We start from the raw sequence: 18960 nt of genomic DNA on the forward strand, positions 1-18960 counted from the left end.
CTAGGGCTGGAGCATTCGGGAGGATAGTCACAAGGGCGAATGTCACGGCGCGCTGAGCGTTCACGCCGGGTAACAGCTGCGTGACCACGTTCTTGAATCACTGTTTCGCCGTACTTATTTACATATTGGTTTAGTGCGGGGTCTTCAGACCTGCACGCCTTGGTCAGCTTCGCAAAGAGCGTGCAACACGCCCCCAGAAGGGACCAAATCTCGAATAGGAGGGTGCACATTCATGGCCCGTAATACCTTGCCGTCCATCGCCGCCGGTGAAGCCGGCCTTAACCGTTATCTCGACGAGATCCGCAAGTTCCCGATGCTGGAGCCGCAGGAAGAGTACATGCTCGCCAAGCGCTACGCGGAACATGCCGACCGCGAGGCCGCACACAGACTCGTCACCAGCCATCTGCGCCTCGTGGCGAAGATTGCCATGGGTTATCGCGGCTACGGCCTGCCGATCGGCGAAGTCGTTTCGGAAGGCAATGTCGGCCTGATGCAGGCCGTCAAGAAGTTCGACCCGGAACGTGGCTTCCGCCTGGCAACCTATGCCATGTGGTGGATCAAGGCCTCGATCCAGGAATATATCCTGCGCTCGTGGTCTCTGGTGAAGATGGGCACGACGGCCAACCAGAAGCGTCTGTTCTTCAACCTGCGCCGCCTGAAGGGTCGTATCCAGGCCATCGATGAAGGTGACCTGAAGCCGGAGCATGTCTCCGAGATCGCCACCAAGCTGAAAGTCTCCGAGGAAGAGGTCATTTCGATGAACCGCCGCCTCTCGGGCGACGCTTCGCTGAATGCGCCGATCAAGGCTTCCGAAGGCGAGTCCGGCCAGTGGCAGGATTGGCTGGTGGACGATCATGACAGCCAGGAAGCCGTGCTGATCGAGCAGGATGAGCTGGATACGCGACGCCGCATGCTGGCCCGCGCCATGAGCGTCCTGAACGACCGTGAACGTCGCATCTTCGAGGCGCGTCGTCTCTCGGAAGACCCGGTGACGCTGGAAGATCTTTCATCCGAGTTCGACATCAGCCGCGAACGCGTGCGCCAGATTGAAGTTCGGGCCTTCGAGAAGGTCCAGGAAGCCGTGCAGAAAGACGCACTGGAACGTGCCAAGGCGCTGCGTGTCGTCGAGGCCACCGCTTAACAAGCGAGACTCCGGACACCACACCATACGTTTCAAACAAAAAGGCGGGCCGCAAAGCCCGCCTTTTTTGATTCCAACTGTTTGAAACCAGTTACTGGCCGCTCGACGCGACACCACCAAGCGCCTGCCATTCGGTGATCGCCTTGTTGAAGGCGTCGCTGCCGGTCGGGCCTTTTTCCATGGTCAGCAAGGCGCGGCGGCCATTGCGATAAACCACGGGAATGTCGATCCAGTTGCGGGTTTTCAAGAGATCGAGGTTCGTCTTGCGCGCATCCGGGAAATCGTTGAGCGCGACCATGTAGACGTCGTCGGTGACCTTGGCCGGCACGGCAATCAGCGCGTCGCCACGATCCTGCTCAGTCGACTTGAGCGCAATGCGCTGCACATTGTCGATCGCGCCACCCTCGAAGTTCGGCGGAACCTGGAAGGCCAGCTCGACTAGATGGCTTGCCGGAAGCGAAGAGTCGGTATTGCGCGACACCGTGATCGTTGCCGTCAGCCCACGCTGCGGTACGCTGATGAGACCCTGGACGGATGGCTCGGGTCGACCATCGGCGCCCTTGCCTTCCTGCAGCGACCAGGTGACCGTGCCTTCGAAAGCCGTCGGCGATGTCTGGCCGAGACGCTCCTCATAAAGGAACACCTTCTGCCCATCCGTGACCGGCGCGGCCTGCTGAGGCGTGGTGGAGGCCTGCTGATCAGTGGCGGCCGCCGGTGGCGTCGTGGCCGGCGCGGTCGCAGCAGGGCTCTGCGGCGCCTGAGCGGCGCCTGCGTTGTTGGTGGGCGCAGCCGCAACTCCAGCCGCGGGAGCGGCGGAAGCGACGTTCTGTTCGGCGACGGACTTGCCTTCGGCTACGCCGGGCTGCCCGCCGGCGGCCGGACCTGCATCTTCTTCCGTGCCGTTCGCCAATAGGCGCTGGGTGAACTTGGTGTTGACCGTATTCGGATCGTTGTCGAGCGAGGCGACATTGGTATTGCCCGCTGCCGGCGTGGTTGCGGCGGCGTTGCCATTTTGCGCTGGCGTGGTCGCAGGCGAAGCTGCTGGAGCAGTGGTGGCCGGCGCGGTATTGTTGCCGGCGGTGTCGGAAGATGGCGTGCTGGTCGCGGTCTTCGGAGCCGAACTGATGAGATCAGTGACCATCTTGTCGAGCGCTTCGCGGTTCAGCCACGCGGCATAGCCGCCACCGGCAACGGCCGCAAGGCCGACAAGCGTCAGGATAACGCCAGTCGCGCCAAAACGACGGCGCTTCGGCTCCATGCGGAAGCTCTTGCCCTGCAGCCGCGATGCCATGTCTCGATCGAGATCCGGCGGCACGGAGGAGCCGTTGCCGCTATCCCCATTTTCGGCGAGCTTGTCGAAACCAGCCAGTTCCTTGAGTTCGCGCCAACCGTCACCGTCAACCTCGCCCTTCGGTGCCGCTTTCGGCGAAGAATGCACATCGGCAAAGAGATCGACATCGTCAAAGGCATTGTCTGGCATCTGCCGTACGGGCTGTGCCGGCTTTGCGGCCGGGGACGATTGCAACTCCCCGAAAACATCCGCGTCCCAGGCGAAACCATTGTCAGCGGCTGGAGCCTTCGCGGTAGCCGGCTCCTCGGCCGGATGACCGAACGGGGCCGGCGTGAAGGCGGCGGCAGGCATGACCGGTTCGGACGCTGCCTGCTTCGAAGGTGAACCGACCTCAGCCCAGATCTCCTCGACCTGGTCGATGACGTCATCGGCGGAAGAATGAATGACATGCGGCCGTTGCGGAGCCGGCTCAGGCTCGGCGACAGCCGGAAATTCCTCCGCATAATGCTGCGGCCCGTCCTGATGAACCTCTTCATGGACAGGCTCGAGATAGGGCTCGACATGATGAGCCGCCACGGGCTCCGGCTCTTGCGGCGCGTCGTGCCACGCTTCTACCGGCTCTTGTTCATCCACAACCTCGTGCTGGACATGCACTGGTTCTTCTTGATGGATGGGCTCTTCTTCATGGAGAGGTTCTTCCTCCGCCGGAACGTAAGCAGCTACTTCCTCTTGCGCATGGACCTCGGTGGGAGCCGGTTCCGGCTCCTCTACGACATGCTCTTCCTCGACATGAGGCTCTTCGGGAAGTGCTGTCTGCGGCTCTTCATGCACAACAGGGACTTCCGCGACTGGCTCCTCGGCCGCCAAGGCTTCAGCGTGTTCCGCCTCCACCTCGACGATCGCGGTTTCGAGCTTGTCGAGCTGGCGGCGCAGCATCTCCTCCGGCGGACGCGGCTTCATGCTCTCGAGCTGCCGCTGCACGGCACCACGAGCTCGCTCATAAACCTTGACCCGCATTTCGGGAGTGTTTTCGGTCAGGCCGTCCACGGCCCGCCGAATGACTGCTACAAAATCCGCCATCAGTACTTTCTCATGATGCCCGGCACGCAGCCGGACCGGGATTCGTCATTGATCCGTAACATTAGCCCTCAAACGGATCGGTCACAAGTATGGTGTCTTCGCGCTCCGGGCTGGTCGAAAGCATCGCCACGGGTGCGCCGATCAGCTCTTCAACCTGCCGAACATACTTGATCGCCTGCGCCGGCAGATCGGCCCACTTACGGGCGCCGACAGTCGATTCTTTCCAGCCTTCGAGCGTGATGTAGATCGGCTCGACACGAGCCTGCGCCGCCTGGCTCGACGGCAGATAGTCGATTTCCTTGCCGTCCAGCATGTAGCCAACGCAGATCTTCAGCTCGTCGAGACCGTCGAGCACGTCGAGCTTGGTCAGCGCAATACCGGTGATGCCAGAGGTCTTGACGGTCTGGCGAACCAGTACGGCATCGAACCAGCCACAGCGACGCGGGCGACCGGTGTTGACACCGACTTCGCGACCAACCGTCGATAGGTGCTTGCCGATCTCATCATGCAGTTCGCAGGGGAAAGGTCCTTCACCGACGCGCGTCGTATAGGCCTTGGTGATGCCGAGAACATAGCCGAGCGCCGTCGGTCCGAGACCAGAGCCAGCTGCGGCCTGCCCCGCCACCGTGTTGGACGAGGTCACGAAAGGATAGGTGCCATGGTCGTTATCGAGCAGCGCGCCCTGCGCGCCTTCGAACAGGATACGGGCGCCCGCCTTGCGCTGTTCGTCGAGCAGCCGCCAGACCTGGTCCATATAAGGAAGAATGTGTTCCGCGACCGAGCTCAGTTCCTCATGCAGCGCGTCGAAGGAGATTTCGTCCAAACCCATGCCGCGACGCAGCGCGTTGTGGTGCGTCAGCAGCCTGTCGATCTTGGCCGGCAGCGTTTCCGGCTCGGAGAGATCGATAACGCGGATGGCGCGGCGACCGACCTTGTCTTCATAGGCCGGACCGATGCCGCGACGCGTCGTGCCGATCTTCGTGCCGCTGTTGGAGGCGGCATCTTCGCGAAGCGCGTCAAGGTCGCGGTGTAGCGACAGGATCAGCGGCGCGTTTTCGGCAATGCGCAGCACATCGGGCGTGACCGCGATGCCCTGGGCGCGCAGCTTCTCGACTTCAGCCACGAAATGGTGGGGGTCGACGACGACGCCATTTCCGATGACACTCAGCTTGCCGCGAACCAGCCCCGAGGGCAGCAGCGCGAGCTTATAGCTGACACCATCGACAACCAGCGTATGACCGGCATTGTGGCCACCCTGAAAGCGCACGATCACGTCGGCGCGTTCCGAAAGCCAGTCGACAATCTTGCCCTTGCCTTCGTCACCCCATTGCGAACCGATCACAACTACGTTCGTCATTTCTCCATTCCCGCTTCCTGCGCGCAGAGACGCGCCTTGCTCAAACCCGCGCATCTATAAAGCTTTGTTTTTCGGAAAGCGACCCTGTTGTCTCAGGAGATTCGGCTTTTTACGTGACGAATCAGCGCCTCCAACAGGATTTTTCCTGTCGGCACACACCAACAAAAGCCCAACCGCTCCCGGATCCGCCAAATTTCAGCAGCAGAGACGTGAAAAGCAGAGATTCTATCCGAGTTCGAGGGTGGTGACGGCAAAGACGCGATTGAGCGGCATGTCAGGAGCCACACCTCGATACATCCGCGCCGTTTCAAACACGGGCGACAGGCCACAGGCTTCGACAAGGCTGATTGCCTCGGCGTTCTCAGCAGGCACATCCAGATACACCGGCTCGCCGTTGGCCTCCGACAACAGTGCCGCCAGCAAGGCGACCGCGACATCGGGGCTGTTTGCAAAGAGCGGGCCGATCTTGAGCCCCTCGAAACAGCGGCGGATCGTGCCGTAGCCACGGATCCGGCTGCCGCTGCCGACCATGAAGGATTTTCGCCGTTCGGGCGCGCCGCACCAGGCGGTGAGAAAGGAATAACGCAGCCCCGGGAAAATGCCGGCATCGTAGCGCAGCAGCGCCTCGAGCCTGCCCTGCGTGACCGGCACGACTTCCACGGCCTTGTCTATGTCGGGCACCTTGGCGACACCGCCATAGCGCAGCGTGCGATAGGCCGCCTCGAAGCCGTGACGGCGATAGTTTTCCTGCTGCGCGACGACGCCGTCGAGACCAACGGTGCGGTTGCCCGCGAAGGCCATGACCTTGTTCCAGAGCGCCTTGCCATAACCCTTGCCGCGAAATTCGGGATGGACCATGTAGAGGCCAAGAAAGGCGAAGCTTTCACCATAGCGTACGAGAGAAATGCAGCCGACCGGCACTTCGCCGATCGCGCCGACGAAGAAGCCGGAAGGATCCGCCTCCCAGAATGCCGGAGCATCGTCGACACCGGGATTCCATCCCTCCTGTCGAGCCCATTCGAGAGCGAGCTCCAATTCCCCGGCTCGCATTGTACGCACGGCAAAAGTCGACTTCATGCAAACGTCCCGCATCGCCCAATCCGCACCGTTCCCGTCGAAACGATGACGCCCGCGTCCATCATGGTGCAATGCGGTGCCAATCACAAGCAAAACGGGGTAATATCTCCGGCGGTTTCAGCCCTCGGCTGCATTCGGTGCGTAAGCAGCCGGGTCGACCGATCCCGGTCTTCCCGCAAGCGAGAGCTTTGCAACACGCGCCGGCGTCTCGCTGATCACCTTGCCGCGCCGGACCACAAAGAGCCTGCCAGCACGCATCCGGACGGCCTCGATCGTGTCTTGTGCCTGCAGCACGACGAGATCGCCGTTGCAGCCGACCTCCAGCCCATAGCCGTCGATGCCCATCACCTTGGCCGGATTGGCGGTGACGGCGTCAAAGCAGAACCGCATGGCCTCGCGCGACGCCAGCTGCCCGACATGCAGCCCCATATGGGCGACATCCAGCATGTCGGCGCCGCCGAGCGAATACCAGGGGTCCATGCAGCAATCCTGGCCGAAGGCGATATTGATGCCGAATTCGCGCATCTCCTTGACCCGGGTCAGTCCGCGCCGCTTCGGATAGCTGTCGTGCCGCCCCTGCAGCATGATATTGATCAACGGATTGGGGATCGCATGCACCCCGGCTTCCGCAATCAGCGGCAGGAGCTTCGAGACATAATAATTGTCCATCGAATGCATCGAGGTCAGATGCGAGCCGGCCACCCTGCCCTGAAGACCGAGCCGCGTCGTTTCGGCGGCAAGCGTCTCGATGTGGCGCGACAGCGGATCGTCGGTCTCGTCGCAATGCACATCGACCATCAGGCCGCGCTTTTCGGCAATCTCGCAGAGCGCCCGCACCGAACGCGCGCCATCCTCCATCGTCCGCTCGAAATGTGGAATACCGCCAACGATATCGACGCCGAGATCAAGCGCGCGCTCGAGATTCTGTACCGCCGTCGGCGAACGATAATAGCCGTCCTGCGGGAAGGCGACGAGTTGCAGGTCGAGATAGGGCGCGACCTGCTTCTTTACCTCCAGCAGCGCTTCGACGGCAAGCAGCCGGTCATCGCAGATATCGACGTGGGTGCGAACGGCCAAAAGCCCCTGCGATACCGCGAGATCGCAATAGCGCAAGGCCCGCTCCGCCACCGCCTCATGCGTCAGCAGCGGCTTCAGCTCCCCCCAGAGCGCAATACCCTCCAGCAGCGTCCCGGAGGTATTCAATCGTGGCAGGCCGAGCGACAAGGTCGCGTCCATATGAAAATGACAATCGATGAAAGGAGGCGATACCAAATGGCCGCCGGCATCGATCACGCGCCCCGCCTCCCCCTCTATACCCGGCTGGACAGCCACGATCTTGCCGCCGGCGATGGCAATATCCTGCCCCTTGCGGCCGTCGGGTAGGTTGGCATTGCGGACGACGAGATCGAATGTCATGGGGAATTGCCTTCGGATCGGTGGGAGACGCGTCTATCCTGAATGTCTAGCACGCCGTCGAAGGCTGGCAAGTCGTCGGCAGCTTGAAACCGCAGCGGTTCGCGCGTGTCATATTGCCTTTATCTTTATGGTCTTTATGACGCTTCTAGCGCAGTGCCCTGGATAAGCACCGCAACGTATAGGCGTCCCCCACGATCCTGTGTATAAGCGCAGGCGACCGCCAATGAAGGGATCGCGCCGCAGAGCTGAGCCCACTGCAAGCAAGAGGATTGAAGTTCCATGCACATCACGATGATCGGTTCGGGTTATGTGGGTCTTGTGTCTGGTGTCTGCTTTGCGGATTTCGGCCATGATGTGATTTGCGTCGACAAGGATGTCGGCAAGATCGAGGCGCTGCTTAAGGGCGAGATCCCGATCTTCGAGCCCGGCCTGGAACAGCTTGTCACTGATAATGTCCGCGCCGGCCGCCTGTCGTTCTCGACCGATGTCGAAACCAGCGTTGCCGCCAGCGACGTCGTCTTCATCGCTGTGGGCACGCCGTCGCGCCGCGGCGATGGCCATGCAGACCTTTCCTATGTCTATGCCGCCGCCCGCGAGATCGCCGAGCACGTCAAGGGTTTCACCGTCATCGTCACCAAGTCGACCGTACCGGTCGGCACCGGCGACGAGGTCGAGCGCATCATCCGCGAAACCAATCCGGATGCCGACGTCGCCGTCGTCTCCAATCCGGAATTCCTGCGCGAGGGTGCGGCCATCGAGGACTTCAAGCGTCCCGACCGCATCGTCATCGGCCTCAATGACGACCGGGCGCGCGGCGTCATGACCGAGGTCTACCGGCCGCTCTATCTCAACCAGGCGCCGCTGCTCTTCACCGCCCGCCGCACCTCAGAACTGATCAAATACGCCGCCAATGCCTTTCTTGCCATGAAGATCACCTTCATCAACGAGATGGCCGATCTCTGCGAGAAAGTCGGCGCCAATGTGCAGGAAGTGTCGCGCGGCATCGGGCTTGATGGTCGTATCGGCGCGAAGTTCCTGCATGCCGGCCCCGGCTATGGTGGCTCCTGCTTCCCAAAGGACACGCTGGCGCTCGCCAAGACCGCGCAGGATTATGACAGCCCCGTGCGCCTGATCGAGACGACGATCTCGATCAACGACAATCGCAAGCGCGCCATGGGCCGCAAGGTCATCGCGGCCATGGGTGGCGATGTTAGGGGCAAGACCGTTGCCGTGCTCGGCCTGACCTTCAAGCCGAACACCGACGACATGCGCGACAGCCCGGCGATCTCGGTCATCCAGACGCTGCAGGACGGCGGCGCCACGGTGGTCGGCTATGACCCCGAAGGCATGGACAATGCCCGCCAGGTGATCGACATTGCCTATGCTCCTGATGCCTACCGCGCGGCGCAGGGCGCTGACGCGCTTGTCATCGTTACCGAATGGAACCAGTTCCGCGCGCTCGACTTCGCCCGGCTGAAGAGCGTCATGAACGCTCCCGTCCTTGTCGACCTCAGAAACATCTATCGCCATGACGAAGTCACAAAGCACGGCTTTGTCTATACGAGCATCGGCAGACCCATGAACGGGGCCGAACTGTAAGCAAGGGCCGACGAATGCGTTACCTCATCACCGGAACCGCCGGGTTCATCGGCTTTCATCTTGCCAAGCGCCTGCTCGACGACGGACATTTCGTCGTCGGCTTCGACGGAATGACGCCCTATTACGACGTCAAGCTCAAGGAGAAACGTACCGCCATCCTCGCCCGCTCCAACGGCTTCAAGGCCGTGACCGGCATGCTGGAAGACAAGGCGGCGCTGGATCATGCCGCCGAGCTTGCGGAACCGGATGTCATCGTCCATCTCGCGGCCCAGGCCGGCGTGCGCTACAGCCTCGAAAATCCGCGCTCTTACGTGGATTCTAACCTTGTCGGCTCGTTCAACGTGCTGGAACTGGCGCGAAGCATCCAGCCGAAACACCTGCTGCTCGCCTCCACCTCCTCAGTCTACGGCGCTAACGAGAAGATCCCTTTCGCGGAAAGCGACAAGGCCGACGAGCAGATGACGATCTATGCGGCGACGAAGAAGAGCATGGAGCTGATGGCGCACAGCTACGCCCATCTCTTCCACATCCCGACCACCGTCTTCCGCTTCTTCACCGTCTACGGTCCCTGGGGCCGGCCGGACATGGCGCTGTTCAAATTCGTCGACGCCATCAAGAACGACCGGCCGATCGAGATCTACGGCGAAGGCAAGATGAGCCGCGATTTCACCTATATCGACGATCTGGTCGAAGGCATCGTCAAGCTGATCGGCGTCATCCCTTCGGAAGAAAACCGGGTCCTATCGGACACGATCAGCGATACGCTATCGAACAACGCACCCTTCCGCATCGTCAATATCGGCGGCGGCCAGCCGGTCGGGCTGATGAGCTTCGTGGAAACCATCGAGGCGATGCTCGGCAAGAAGGCGATCCGCCACATGCTGCCGATGCAGCCCGGCGACGTGCACAACACCTATGCCGTGCCGGACCTCTTGGTGGCGCTGACCGGCTTCAAGCCGCAGATCGAGGTCGACGAAGGCGTGCGCCGCTTCGTCGAGTGGTATGAGGAAAATTATTGAGCAAGCCGAATTATTCGGCCTGACCCGCTGGATGATAGGCGCGGTCGAAATAAACCAGCCCCTGCCCGCCGTCGCGCTGGCGGATGGCCTCGACTTCGCACATCAGGATATCATGCGTGCCGCCATCGGCGCGGCGCACGATGCGGCAGTCGAAGGAAACGAGTGCGTCCTCCAGTGCTGGCGAGCCGGTTGACAGTTCCGACCACGCGGCCGCGGCGAAGCGCTCGGCGACCGGTGTCTTGCCGCCGAAGAGGCGCGAGAGATCCTGGTGCCCGTCCGACAGCACATTGACGCAGAGTACGCCATTTTCCGTCACCGCCGGATGGACGGACGCACCACGATTGAGACAGACGAGCAGGGTCGGCGGGCTGTCGGTGACGCTGCAGACGGCGGTTGCGGCAAAGCCGGCGAGCCCCGCCGGTCCATTGGTCGTAACGATGTTCACGGCGGCGGCCATGCGCGCCATGGCATTGCGAAATTCGGCTCGCGCCACATCGGGATCGGCGACAGGCACCGCCTTTTCGAACGCCACGGATGTCTTCATGTTCATTCCCATTGTCCCCGCATGTCGTGCCGAAATCTGGATGCAAGCAACGTACCAAGTCAACCTGCTTATCTCAAGCAACCGCATTTCGCGAAACCGGCGTCCGCATGGCAATTAATTTTCTATAAAATCTATCAACAAAAGGAAAAACTATCCTGTCCATACGCCTTTGGGGCATTTCCTCCTGCCTTCCCAGAACGAAGCAGCATGGCCGGCAATCGTGATGGCTCTGGCCATCAGCGTACACAAAAAGGCAGCGGCACGGCCGCAAATTGATGCTTTCCTCCGTCATCATCCTTGCCGTATCCATTAGAAAAGAGACGCGCATGAGAGGTTATGGCCATGGCGAAGCCCTTCTACTGGAATGAACTGAACACCTATGATTTCGCCGGCCTTTCGCCCGACACCACCATCGCCGTCCTGCCGATCGCCTCGACAGAGCAGCACGGCCCGCATCTGCCGATCGCAACCGACGTCGCCATCGCTAACGGCATGCTGGCAGAGCTGAAGGTCCAGCGCCCGGACGATCTCGATTTCCTCGTGCTGCCGACCCAGGAAATCGGCAAGGCCAACGAGCATGTCTATGGCCCCGGCACGCTGTCCCTCAGCGCCGAGCTGCTGATCCCGGTCTGGACCGCAATCGGCGCCAAGGTCGCCGAGGCCGGCATTCGCAAGATGGTCATCGTCAATTCCCATGGCGGCAATCTCGACATCATGGGCATCGTCGCGCGCGAACTGCGCGTGCGCTACCAGATGGCCGTCGTCGCCACGCAATGGATGCGCTTCGGCACGCCCGACGGCATGATCAGCGAGCACGAGCAGCGCTACGGCATCCATGGCGGCGATGTAGAGACCTCGCTGATGCTGCATTTCCGTCCCGAGCTGGTGCGAATGGACAAGGCCGAGAACTTCGCCTCCAAGGCGGAATGGATGAAGGAACATTCAAACTACCTTCAGCCGCTGCCGCCGCACTCGCTCGCCTGGATCGCCCACGATCTCAACCCCAACGGCGTCGTCGGCAATGCCGCCAACGGCACGGCGGAAAAGGGCGCGCTCATCTGCAGCCATCAGATCAAGGGTTTCATCGAAATGCTACGCGATCTCAGGGACTATCCGCTGTCGAACCTCTATTCAAAATAAGCGTCCGACCGGCGTCGCTCCGACGGCATCAGGATATGTCCTTTCGCCTGCAGTTCCTCCACCAGGCCGGCCAGTTCGGCAAGCAGATATTCCACGAACAGGCTGGTCGCCGCATCCAGCGGCGCCCGCGCCCGCGCAAAAAGCTTCAACGGCTGGTGCCGTGAATGCGGCTCGGCGATCGGCCGGAACACAAGCTCGCCGCGCCGGCAATCGGTGATGACATCGAGCGGGTTGAGCAGCGTCAGCCCCGCCCCGCATTTGACCAGCTGCTTGAGCATCTCCGACGCATTGCTTTCCAGCACCGGCTCGACCTGCACCGACAGCCGCGCCAGCGTCAGATTGATGATATCGCGCAGGCTGGTGCCCGGCTGCGCCAGCAGCAGCCGCTCCTCCACCACATCGGCGAGATTGATCGGCCCCGGCCCGATCAGCGGATGCCCGGGCGGCAGCACCACGCCGATCGGGATGTCGAAATTACCGAGCGAGCGGATGCCGGGCGTCGCCGGGATATTGAAGCCGAGGCCGATATCGACTTCACCCGACAGCACCGGCGCCACGGTGGTCGAGCCGGAATCGTTGCGCAACTGAATGAAGACGCGCGGATGCTCGGAAAGAAACCGCGCGATGATCTCCGGCAACGGCCCGGAGGCAAGGCCGACCGTCGTCACGATCCTGACCTTGCCGGCCTGCTGCATCTTCAGGCTGCGGATGCGCCCTTCCAGCCGCTCGTAATTCTTCAGCACCTCGCGAATATGCTCGATGCAGAGCTCACCCGCCGCCGTCAGCCTGAGGCCACGCGGCAGCCGCTCGAACAGCGGCGCTCCCATCTCCTCTTCCAGCGCCAATATCTGCCGGTTGATCGCCGAGGACGCTACGTTCAGCCGCGCCGCCGCCTTGCGGATCGAGCCGCAGCGGGCGATCTCGTTGATGTAAATCAGTCGTCTCGAATGCAGCATAGGTGTCCCCATTGCATAAATTTTGCCCAGGCCGCACAATTTAGGCACAGGCGCCGGCTGAGATGCCTAAAAGGCATCAATGCGCACGAATTTTGATGCTTTTCAAAGCGCAACGCAATCGCTCAAATGCAGAAAATGGGCGTCACTGGCGGCGTCCCGTGGCGAATAAGGGGAACAACCAGCCATGTTCAATGCATTGAAGTCCAAAGCATTTCTGACCGCCATGGGCCTGGTGGCCGCCATTGCCGTGGCCGAGCCGGCAAGCGCCCTCGACAAGGTGACCTACGGCACCAACTGGCTCGCTCAGGCCGAACATGGCGGCTTCTACCAGGCGGTGGCCGACGGCACCTACAAGAAATACGGTCTCGACGTCACCATCGTCCAGGGTGGCCCCAATGCCGCCAACTCGGCACTGCTGATTTCGGGCAAGATCGATTTCTACATGGGCGGCCCGCAGCAGGAAATCGACGCCGTCAAGCAAGGCATCCCGATTGTCGATGTCGCCGCCATCTTTCAGAAGGACCCGCAGGTACTGATCGCCCATCCGGACGCCGGCGTCGAGAAATTCGAGGATCTCGCCAAACTGCCGACCCTGTTCATGAGCAAGGACGGCTACGTCACCTATTTCGAGTGGATGAAGGCAAATTTCTCCGGCTTCAAGGACGAGCAGTTCAAACCCTACAATTTCAGCGCGGCACCGTTCCTTTCCGACAAGCAGTCGGCGCAGCAGGGCTATCTGACCTCCGAACCCTATGAAATCGAAAAGCAGGCCGGTTGGAAGCCGAAAGTCTTCCTGATCGCCGACGCCGGCTATTCGCCCTATTCGACGATGATCACCGCGCAGACCGCGATGGTCCAGAAGAACCCGGACCTCGTGCAGCGCTTCGTCAACGCCTCGATCGAAGGTTGGTACAACTATCTCTACGGCGACAACAAAGCGGCCAACGATCTGATCAAGAAGGACAATCCCGACATGACGGACGGCCAGATCGCCTATTCCATCGCCAAGATGAAGGAATACGGCATCGTGGAATCCGGCGACGCCATCGACAAGGGCATCGGCTGCATCACCGATGCGCACTACAAGAAGTTCTTCGACGAGATGGTGCAGATCAAGATCTTCGACGCCGATACGGACTACAAAAAAGCCTTCGACCCACAGTTCGTCTGCAAGGGTTTTGGGATGGCGTTGAAGAAATAAGTCTTGGCACCTCCCCCTTGAGGGGGAGGTCGCCGCAAAGCGGCGGGTGGGGGGGACACGCCGAGGTTTCGAAGGATCACCCCACCCCGGAGCTTCGCTCCGACCCTCCCCCTCAAGGGGAGGGTGGATCAACAAAGAGCCAAACCATGACCCTGCCTGAAGCCGCTACGACCACCCGAACCGAACCGCGCAAGCGGCCGCTGGTCGTCATGGAGCAGGTCTCGAAAGTCTTCTCCAACGGCACGCTGGCGCTTTCCGGCATGTCGCTCAACGTGGAAAGCGGCGAGTTCATCAGCCTGCTCGGCCCCTCCGGCTGCGGCAAGTCGACGGCGTTGCGCATCATTGCCGGCCTCGGTGGCGCCTCCAGCGGCCGGATCGACTGGCCAAGCTCGCGCATCAATTCCAAGGGACTGCCGGACGGCGATATCAGCTTCGTCTTTCAGGAGCCGACGCTGTTGCCCTGGAAAACCGTCTTCGGCAACGTCCATCTGCCGCTGAAACTGCGCGGCGTCTCCGAGACATCAGCCCGTGAGCAGATCATGGCAACGCTCGCAACCGTCGGCCTGCAGGATTTCGCCGGGGCCTATCCGCGCGAATTGTCGGGCGGCATGAAGATGCGCGTCTCCATCGCCCGCGCGCTGGTCACCAAGCCGAAGCTGCTCTTGATGGACGAGCCCTTCGCCGCCCTCGACGAGATCACCCGCCAAAAGCTCAACGACGATGTGCTACGGCTATGGCAAACCACCGGCATCACGGTGATCTTCGTCACCCACTCCGTCTACGAGTCCGCCTATCTTTCCAACCGCATCGTCGTCATGAAGGCCCGCCCCGGCCGCGTCCATATGGACTTCCCCCTGAACACCAGCGGCGAGCGCGACCCCCTTTATCGGTCCTCCGAGGAATATCGGCAGGTCTGCGAGAAGGTGTCCCGTTCCCTGATCGAGGCCATTGGCTGGCCGGAGGCCCATTGATGAGCGACAGCACCAGCCTCTCCGCAAACCTGTCCACGGAAGCGGCGGACGCCCCGCCGAAGCCGGCCGTCCGCACCAGAAATGCCGAACGCTCCCTCGGTATCATCGTGCCGATCCTGACTGTCGTCGTCCTGATTGTCCTCTGGCAGCTTCTCGTCATCGGCGCCGATATTCCGCAATATATCCTGCCGAGCCCGCTTGCCGTCGCCAAGGCGCTGGTGTCCGACTGGGGCATCCTCTCGCCGGCGCTCTGGGTGACCACACAGATCACCTTCATATCCCTGGCGCTGGCGCTGATCGGCGGCGTCGGCTTCGCCGTCTTCCTGGTGCAGTCGCGCTGGATCGAGCTTGCCTTCTATCCGCTGGCGGTCATCCTGCAGGTAACGCCGATCGTCGCAATCGCGCCGCTGATCCTGATTTATGCGCCAACCCGCGAATCCGCGCTGTTGATCTGCGGCTTCCTCGTCGCCTTCTTTCCGATCCTCTCCAACATGGTGCAGGGCCTGAAGAGCGTCGATCATAACCTCCTGAACCTCTTCGATCTCTACGGCGCCTCACGCTGGCAGATGCTGCTGCATCTGAAGCTGCCGGCAGCCCAGCCCTATTTCATGACCGGCCTTCGGATCGGCGGCGGCCTGTCATTGATCGCCTCCGTCGTCGCCGAGTTCGCCGCCGGCTCCGGCGGTCCCAATTCCGGCCTCGCCTTCCGCCTGCTGGAGGCGCAATACCGCCAGAACATGCCGCGTCTGTTCGCCGCGCTGCTGCTGCTCTCGGCACTCGGCGTCGCCATCTTCGCCCTCACCTCCTTCATCTCATGGCTGAGCCTGCATCGCTGGCATGAAAGCAGCCTCAAGCGGGAAAACTGATGTCCTATTCCTTCATGTCCCCGCCAAATGCCGCGCGCTTCGTGTTGAGCAACGCCACCGTCCCCGCCGTTACCGTCGTGGGCTTCTCTGGTCCGTCCAGCGAAGGCCTCGTGAAAGCCGACATCGTCGTCGCCGATGGCCTCATCAGGGACATCCTGCCCGCCGGCACAGCACCGGCTGAATTCGCCAAGGCCGACATGCGCGACGGCATGGTCTGGCCGACTTTCGCCGACATGCATACCCATCTCGACAAGGGCCACATCTGGGAGCGCCGCGCCAATCCGGACGGCAGCTTCATGGGCGCGCTCGATGCCGTGCGCTCAGACCGTGAGGCCAATTGGTCGGCCTTAGATGTGCGCAAGCGCATGGAGTTCTCGCTGCGCGCGGCCTATGCCCACGGCACCAGCCTGATCCGAACCCACCTGGATTCGCTGGCGCCACAGCACCGCATCTCCTTCGAGGTGTTCTCGGAGGTGCGCGAGGCATGGAAGGACAAGATCGCGCTACAGGCCGTCGCCCTCTTCCCGCTGGATTTCATGGTCGACGATGCCTTCTTCACCGATCTAGTGACGGTCGTCCGCGAGGCCGGCGGCCTTCTCGGTGGCGTCACACAAATGAACCCCGATATCGACCGTCAGCTCGACAAGCTGATCCGCGCCGCCGCCGACAATGGTCTCGATATCGACCTGCATGTCGACGAGACCGAGGACCGGGAAGTGCTGACGCTGAAAGCGATCGCCGAGGCCGTGCTGCGTAACGGCTTCACCGCCAAGGTCACCGCCGGCCATTGCTGCTCGCTCGCCCGACAGGACGAAGACGTCGCACGCACTACCATCGACCTCGTCGCCAAGGCCGGGATTTCCATCGTCTCCCTGCCAATGTGCAACATGTACCTGCAGGACCGCCATCCGGGCCGCACGCCGCGCTGGCGTGGCATTACGCTTCTGCACGAGCTTGCCGCCGCCGGTGTGCCGACCGCCGTCGCCTCCGACAATACCCGCGACCCCTTCTACGCCTATGGCGACCTCGATCCCGTCGAAGTCTTCCGCGAGGCCGTGCGTATCCTCCATCTTGACCATCCGCTGGATACGGCCGCCCGCGTCGTCACCACCTCGCCCGCCTCAATCCTCGGCCGCCCCGATATCGGCCGCATCGCTGTCGGCGGCCCCGCCGATCTCGTCCTCTTCAGCGCCCGCCGCTGGAGCGAATTCCTCTCCCGTCCGCAGTCCGACCGCGTCGTCCTTCGCAAGGGCAAAGTCATCGACCGCAGCCTGCCGGATTACCGTGAACTCGATACTGTTATTGGAGCCTGACATGCCGGATTATCAGCTCATCAAGAAAGAACTCGAAGGCATCGCCATCGAAGACAATCCGGCGCTGGTGCGCCAGAAGAGCCGCGATTTCTACTGGTACTCGCCGATCCTGAAAGCACAGCTCGACAATGTCACCGCCGACCTCGTCGTCACCCCGAAGACCGAGGAAGAGGTGATCCGCACGCTGAAGGTGGCCTATGCCCATGACGTGCCCGTCACCCCGCGCGGCGCCGGCACCGGCAATTACGGCCAGGCCATGCCGCTCTCGGGCGGTATCGTGCTCAACCTCGCGGCCATGAACAAGGTCAAGGAAATCCACACCGGCCGCGTCATCTGCGAGCCCGGCATCGTCATCGCCGAACTCGACCGCCAGACCAAGGCCCATTCCGGTCAGGAACTGCGCTTCCATCCCTCGACCGCGCAGACGGCTACCATCGGCGGCTTCATCGCCGGCGGCTCCGGCGGCGTCGGTTCGATCACCTGGGGCGGCTTGCGCGACATCGGCAATATCCTGCGGCTGCGCGTCGTCACCATGGAATCCGAACCGCGCGTCCTCGATCTCACCGGCTGGGACCTGACCAAGGTCAGCCACGCCTACGGCACCAACGGCATCATCACCGAGATCGAAATGCCGCTCGCCCCTGCCTATGATTGGGTGGACGTGTTGGTCGGCTATGACGACTTCATGGACGCCGTGCGCTTCTCCGACGCGCTCGCCAAATGCAACGGCATCCTGGTCAAGGAAATCGCCCCGATCGCCGCCCCCATCCCGCACGAATATTTCACCCGCCACAAACCCTATATCCGTCACGGCCAATCGATCGTGGCGCTGATGATCGCGCCGCATTCCATGGAGCCGTTCGTCGCCTTCGCCAGCCAACAGAAAGGCGAAATCACCTTCCGCTCCGACAAGGTAGAAAGCATGAAGGGCATCCCGCATGCCTATGAACTCGCCTGGAACCACACGACGCTGCGCGCCATCAAGGTCGATCCCTCAATCACCTATCTGCAGGTGCAGTATCCAGGCCCCGACCATGTCGCCAAGGTGCAGAAGATGGTCGAGATCTTCGGCGATGAAGTGCCGGGCCATCTCGAATTCATCAAGTTCGACGGCCAGATCCAGTGCTCGGGCTTGCCGCTGGTGCGCTACACCTCCGAGGCACGGCTGGAGGAGATCATCAAGATCCACCAGGATCACGGCTGCCCGATCTTCAATCCGCACCGTTACACGCTGGAAGAAGGCGGCATGAAGCAGACGGACACCGTCCAGCTCGCCTTCAAGAAGGAGACCGACCCCAAGGGCCTGCTCAACCCCGGTAAGATGATCGCCTGGGACAATCCGGACTTCGACTTCAAGGCCGGCCAGAACTATCTTTTCCCGGGCCTCGCGGCGCTGATGGAGGCCTCATGAGGGTTCTCGTCCTTCATTCGCATCCCGTCGAAGAGAGCTATGGTGCTGCCCTCAACCGGCAGACGGTCGAGAGCTTGAAAGCCGCCGGCCATGAGGTCGACGACTGCAATCTCTATGCCGAGGGCTTCGACCCGGTTCTCTCCCGCCATGATCGGATGATCTATCACGATTACCCGGAGAATACCGAGACGGTGAAATCCTATGTCGAGCGGCTCGAACACGCCGAGGCCCTTGTCATTGTGACGCCGGTCTGGAATTTCGGTTTTCCGGCGATCCTGAAAGGCTATTTCGACCGGGTCTGGCTGCCGGGCGTCTCCTTCGAACTCGTGAACGGCAAAGTGGCCTCGAAATTGCGGCATATCCGCAAGCTCGGCGCGGTGATGACCTATGGTGCCGACCCCTTCCGCGCCTTCGTTGCCGGCAATCCGCCAAAGAAGATCGTCAAGCGCGTCCTACGGGCACAGATCAAACCCTTCGCGCCCGTGGTCTTCCTCGCCCACTACGATATGAACCGCTCAACCGACGAAACGAGAAAACGGTTTCTGGGGAAGGTGAAGCAGGAGATGGAGCGCTTCTAA

The 18960-nt window shown here is 61.8% G+C and carries 16 protein-coding genes; 10 read left to right on the plus strand and 6 right to left on the minus strand.

Translation table 11 applies throughout. The features are described from left to right. Positions 1-232 precede the first annotated feature (232 nt). The gene (rpoH, locus tag EX00_RS09850) at positions 233-1141 is read left to right on the plus strand and encodes an RNA polymerase sigma factor RpoH (RefSeq protein ID WP_047456690.1); all 909 of its coding nucleotides are present in this window, start codon (positions 233-235) and stop codon (positions 1139-1141) included. Between the two features lie 91 nt (positions 1142-1232). On the opposite strand, the gene EX00_RS09855 is transcribed toward rpoH, so the two are convergent. The 4 genes from EX00_RS09855 to EX00_RS09870 form a co-directional block, all read right to left on the minus strand. Continuing rightward, entirely contained in the window at positions 1233-3512 is a 2280-nt protein-coding gene (locus tag EX00_RS09855) for a hypothetical protein (protein WP_047456691.1), read from the minus strand. 61 nt (positions 3513-3573) lie between these two features. Then, positions 3574-4869 carry an adenylosuccinate synthase gene (locus tag EX00_RS09860; RefSeq protein WP_047456692.1) on the minus strand — a complete coding sequence of 432 codons (1296 nt, stop codon included), beginning with the start codon at positions 4867-4869 and terminating at the stop codon, positions 3574-3576. 225 nt (positions 4870-5094) lie between these two features. Continuing rightward, positions 5095-5946, minus strand: coding sequence for a GNAT family N-acetyltransferase (locus EX00_RS09865; protein WP_047457665.1), 852 nt, complete (start codon positions 5944-5946; stop codon positions 5095-5097). A gap of 117 nt (positions 5947-6063) precedes the next feature. Then, entirely contained in the window at positions 6064-7362 is a 1299-nt protein-coding gene (locus EX00_RS09870; protein ID WP_047456693.1) for an amidohydrolase family protein, read from the minus strand. Positions 7363-7641: 279 nt separating this feature from the next. Here EX00_RS09870 and EX00_RS09875 point away from each other — a divergent pair, with 279 nt between their 5' ends. Beyond that, complete coding sequence (locus EX00_RS09875) at positions 7642-8961, plus strand: UDP-glucose dehydrogenase family protein (RefSeq protein WP_047456694.1); 1320 nt, start codon at positions 7642-7644, stop codon at positions 8959-8961. 14 nt (positions 8962-8975) lie between these two features. Next, complete coding sequence (locus tag EX00_RS09880; RefSeq protein WP_047456695.1) at positions 8976-9980, plus strand: NAD-dependent epimerase; 1005 nt, start codon at positions 8976-8978, stop codon at positions 9978-9980. 10 nt (positions 9981-9990) lie between these two features. Here EX00_RS09880 and rutF read toward each other — a convergent pair whose 3' ends face one another. Continuing rightward, complete coding sequence (rutF, locus tag EX00_RS09885) at positions 9991-10530, minus strand: NADH-dependent FMN reductase RutF (RefSeq protein WP_047456696.1); 540 nt, start codon at positions 10528-10530, stop codon at positions 9991-9993. Positions 10531-10866: 336 nt separating this feature from the next. Between rutF and EX00_RS09890 the strand changes: the two genes are divergently transcribed. After that, complete coding sequence (locus EX00_RS09890) at positions 10867-11664, plus strand: creatininase family protein (RefSeq protein ID WP_047457667.1); 798 nt, start codon at positions 10867-10869, stop codon at positions 11662-11664. Here the strand turns inward: EX00_RS09890 and EX00_RS09895 are convergent. Next, complete coding sequence (locus EX00_RS09895; RefSeq protein ID WP_047456697.1) at positions 11652-12620, minus strand: LysR family transcriptional regulator; 969 nt, start codon at positions 12618-12620, stop codon at positions 11652-11654. The two genes, EX00_RS09890 and EX00_RS09895, sit on opposite strands and share 13 nt — an antisense overlap. A 184-nt stretch (positions 12621-12804) precedes the next feature. Here EX00_RS09895 and EX00_RS09900 point away from each other — a divergent pair, with 184 nt between their 5' ends. From EX00_RS09900 to EX00_RS09925, 6 genes are all read left to right on the plus strand, one after another. Further along, positions 12805-13821: an ABC transporter substrate-binding protein gene (locus tag EX00_RS09900; RefSeq protein WP_047456698.1), complete on the plus strand. Its 1017-nt coding sequence runs from the start codon at positions 12805-12807 to the stop codon at positions 13819-13821. A 146-nt stretch (positions 13822-13967) separates the two neighbouring features. After that, the gene (locus EX00_RS09905; protein ID WP_047456699.1) at positions 13968-14792 is read left to right on the plus strand and encodes an ABC transporter ATP-binding protein; all 825 of its coding nucleotides are present in this window, start codon (positions 13968-13970) and stop codon (positions 14790-14792) included. Beyond that, a complete protein-coding gene (locus EX00_RS09910) occupies positions 14792-15658 on the plus strand; it encodes an ABC transporter permease (RefSeq protein ID WP_052210697.1) in 867 nt (288 codons plus the stop codon). The genes EX00_RS09905 and EX00_RS09910 overlap by 1 nt, the downstream gene beginning before the upstream one ends. Beyond that, complete coding sequence (locus EX00_RS09915; RefSeq protein WP_047456700.1) at positions 15658-16971, plus strand: cytosine deaminase; 1314 nt, start codon at positions 15658-15660, stop codon at positions 16969-16971. The genes EX00_RS09910 and EX00_RS09915 overlap by 1 nt, the downstream gene beginning before the upstream one ends. Before the next feature lies 1 nt (position 16972). Further along, positions 16973-18382, plus strand: coding sequence for an FAD-binding oxidoreductase (locus EX00_RS09920; RefSeq protein WP_047456701.1), 1410 nt, complete (start codon positions 16973-16975; stop codon positions 18380-18382). Then, entirely contained in the window at positions 18379-18960 is a 582-nt protein-coding gene (locus EX00_RS09925; RefSeq protein WP_047456702.1) for an NAD(P)H-dependent oxidoreductase, read from the plus strand. The genes EX00_RS09920 and EX00_RS09925 overlap by 4 nt, the downstream gene beginning before the upstream one ends.

Origin of the sequence: Martinezella rhizogenes, assembly GCF_000799715.1 — a bacterium.
GTDB lineage: Bacteria > Pseudomonadota > Alphaproteobacteria > Rhizobiales > Rhizobiaceae > Rhizobium > Rhizobium rhizogenes_C.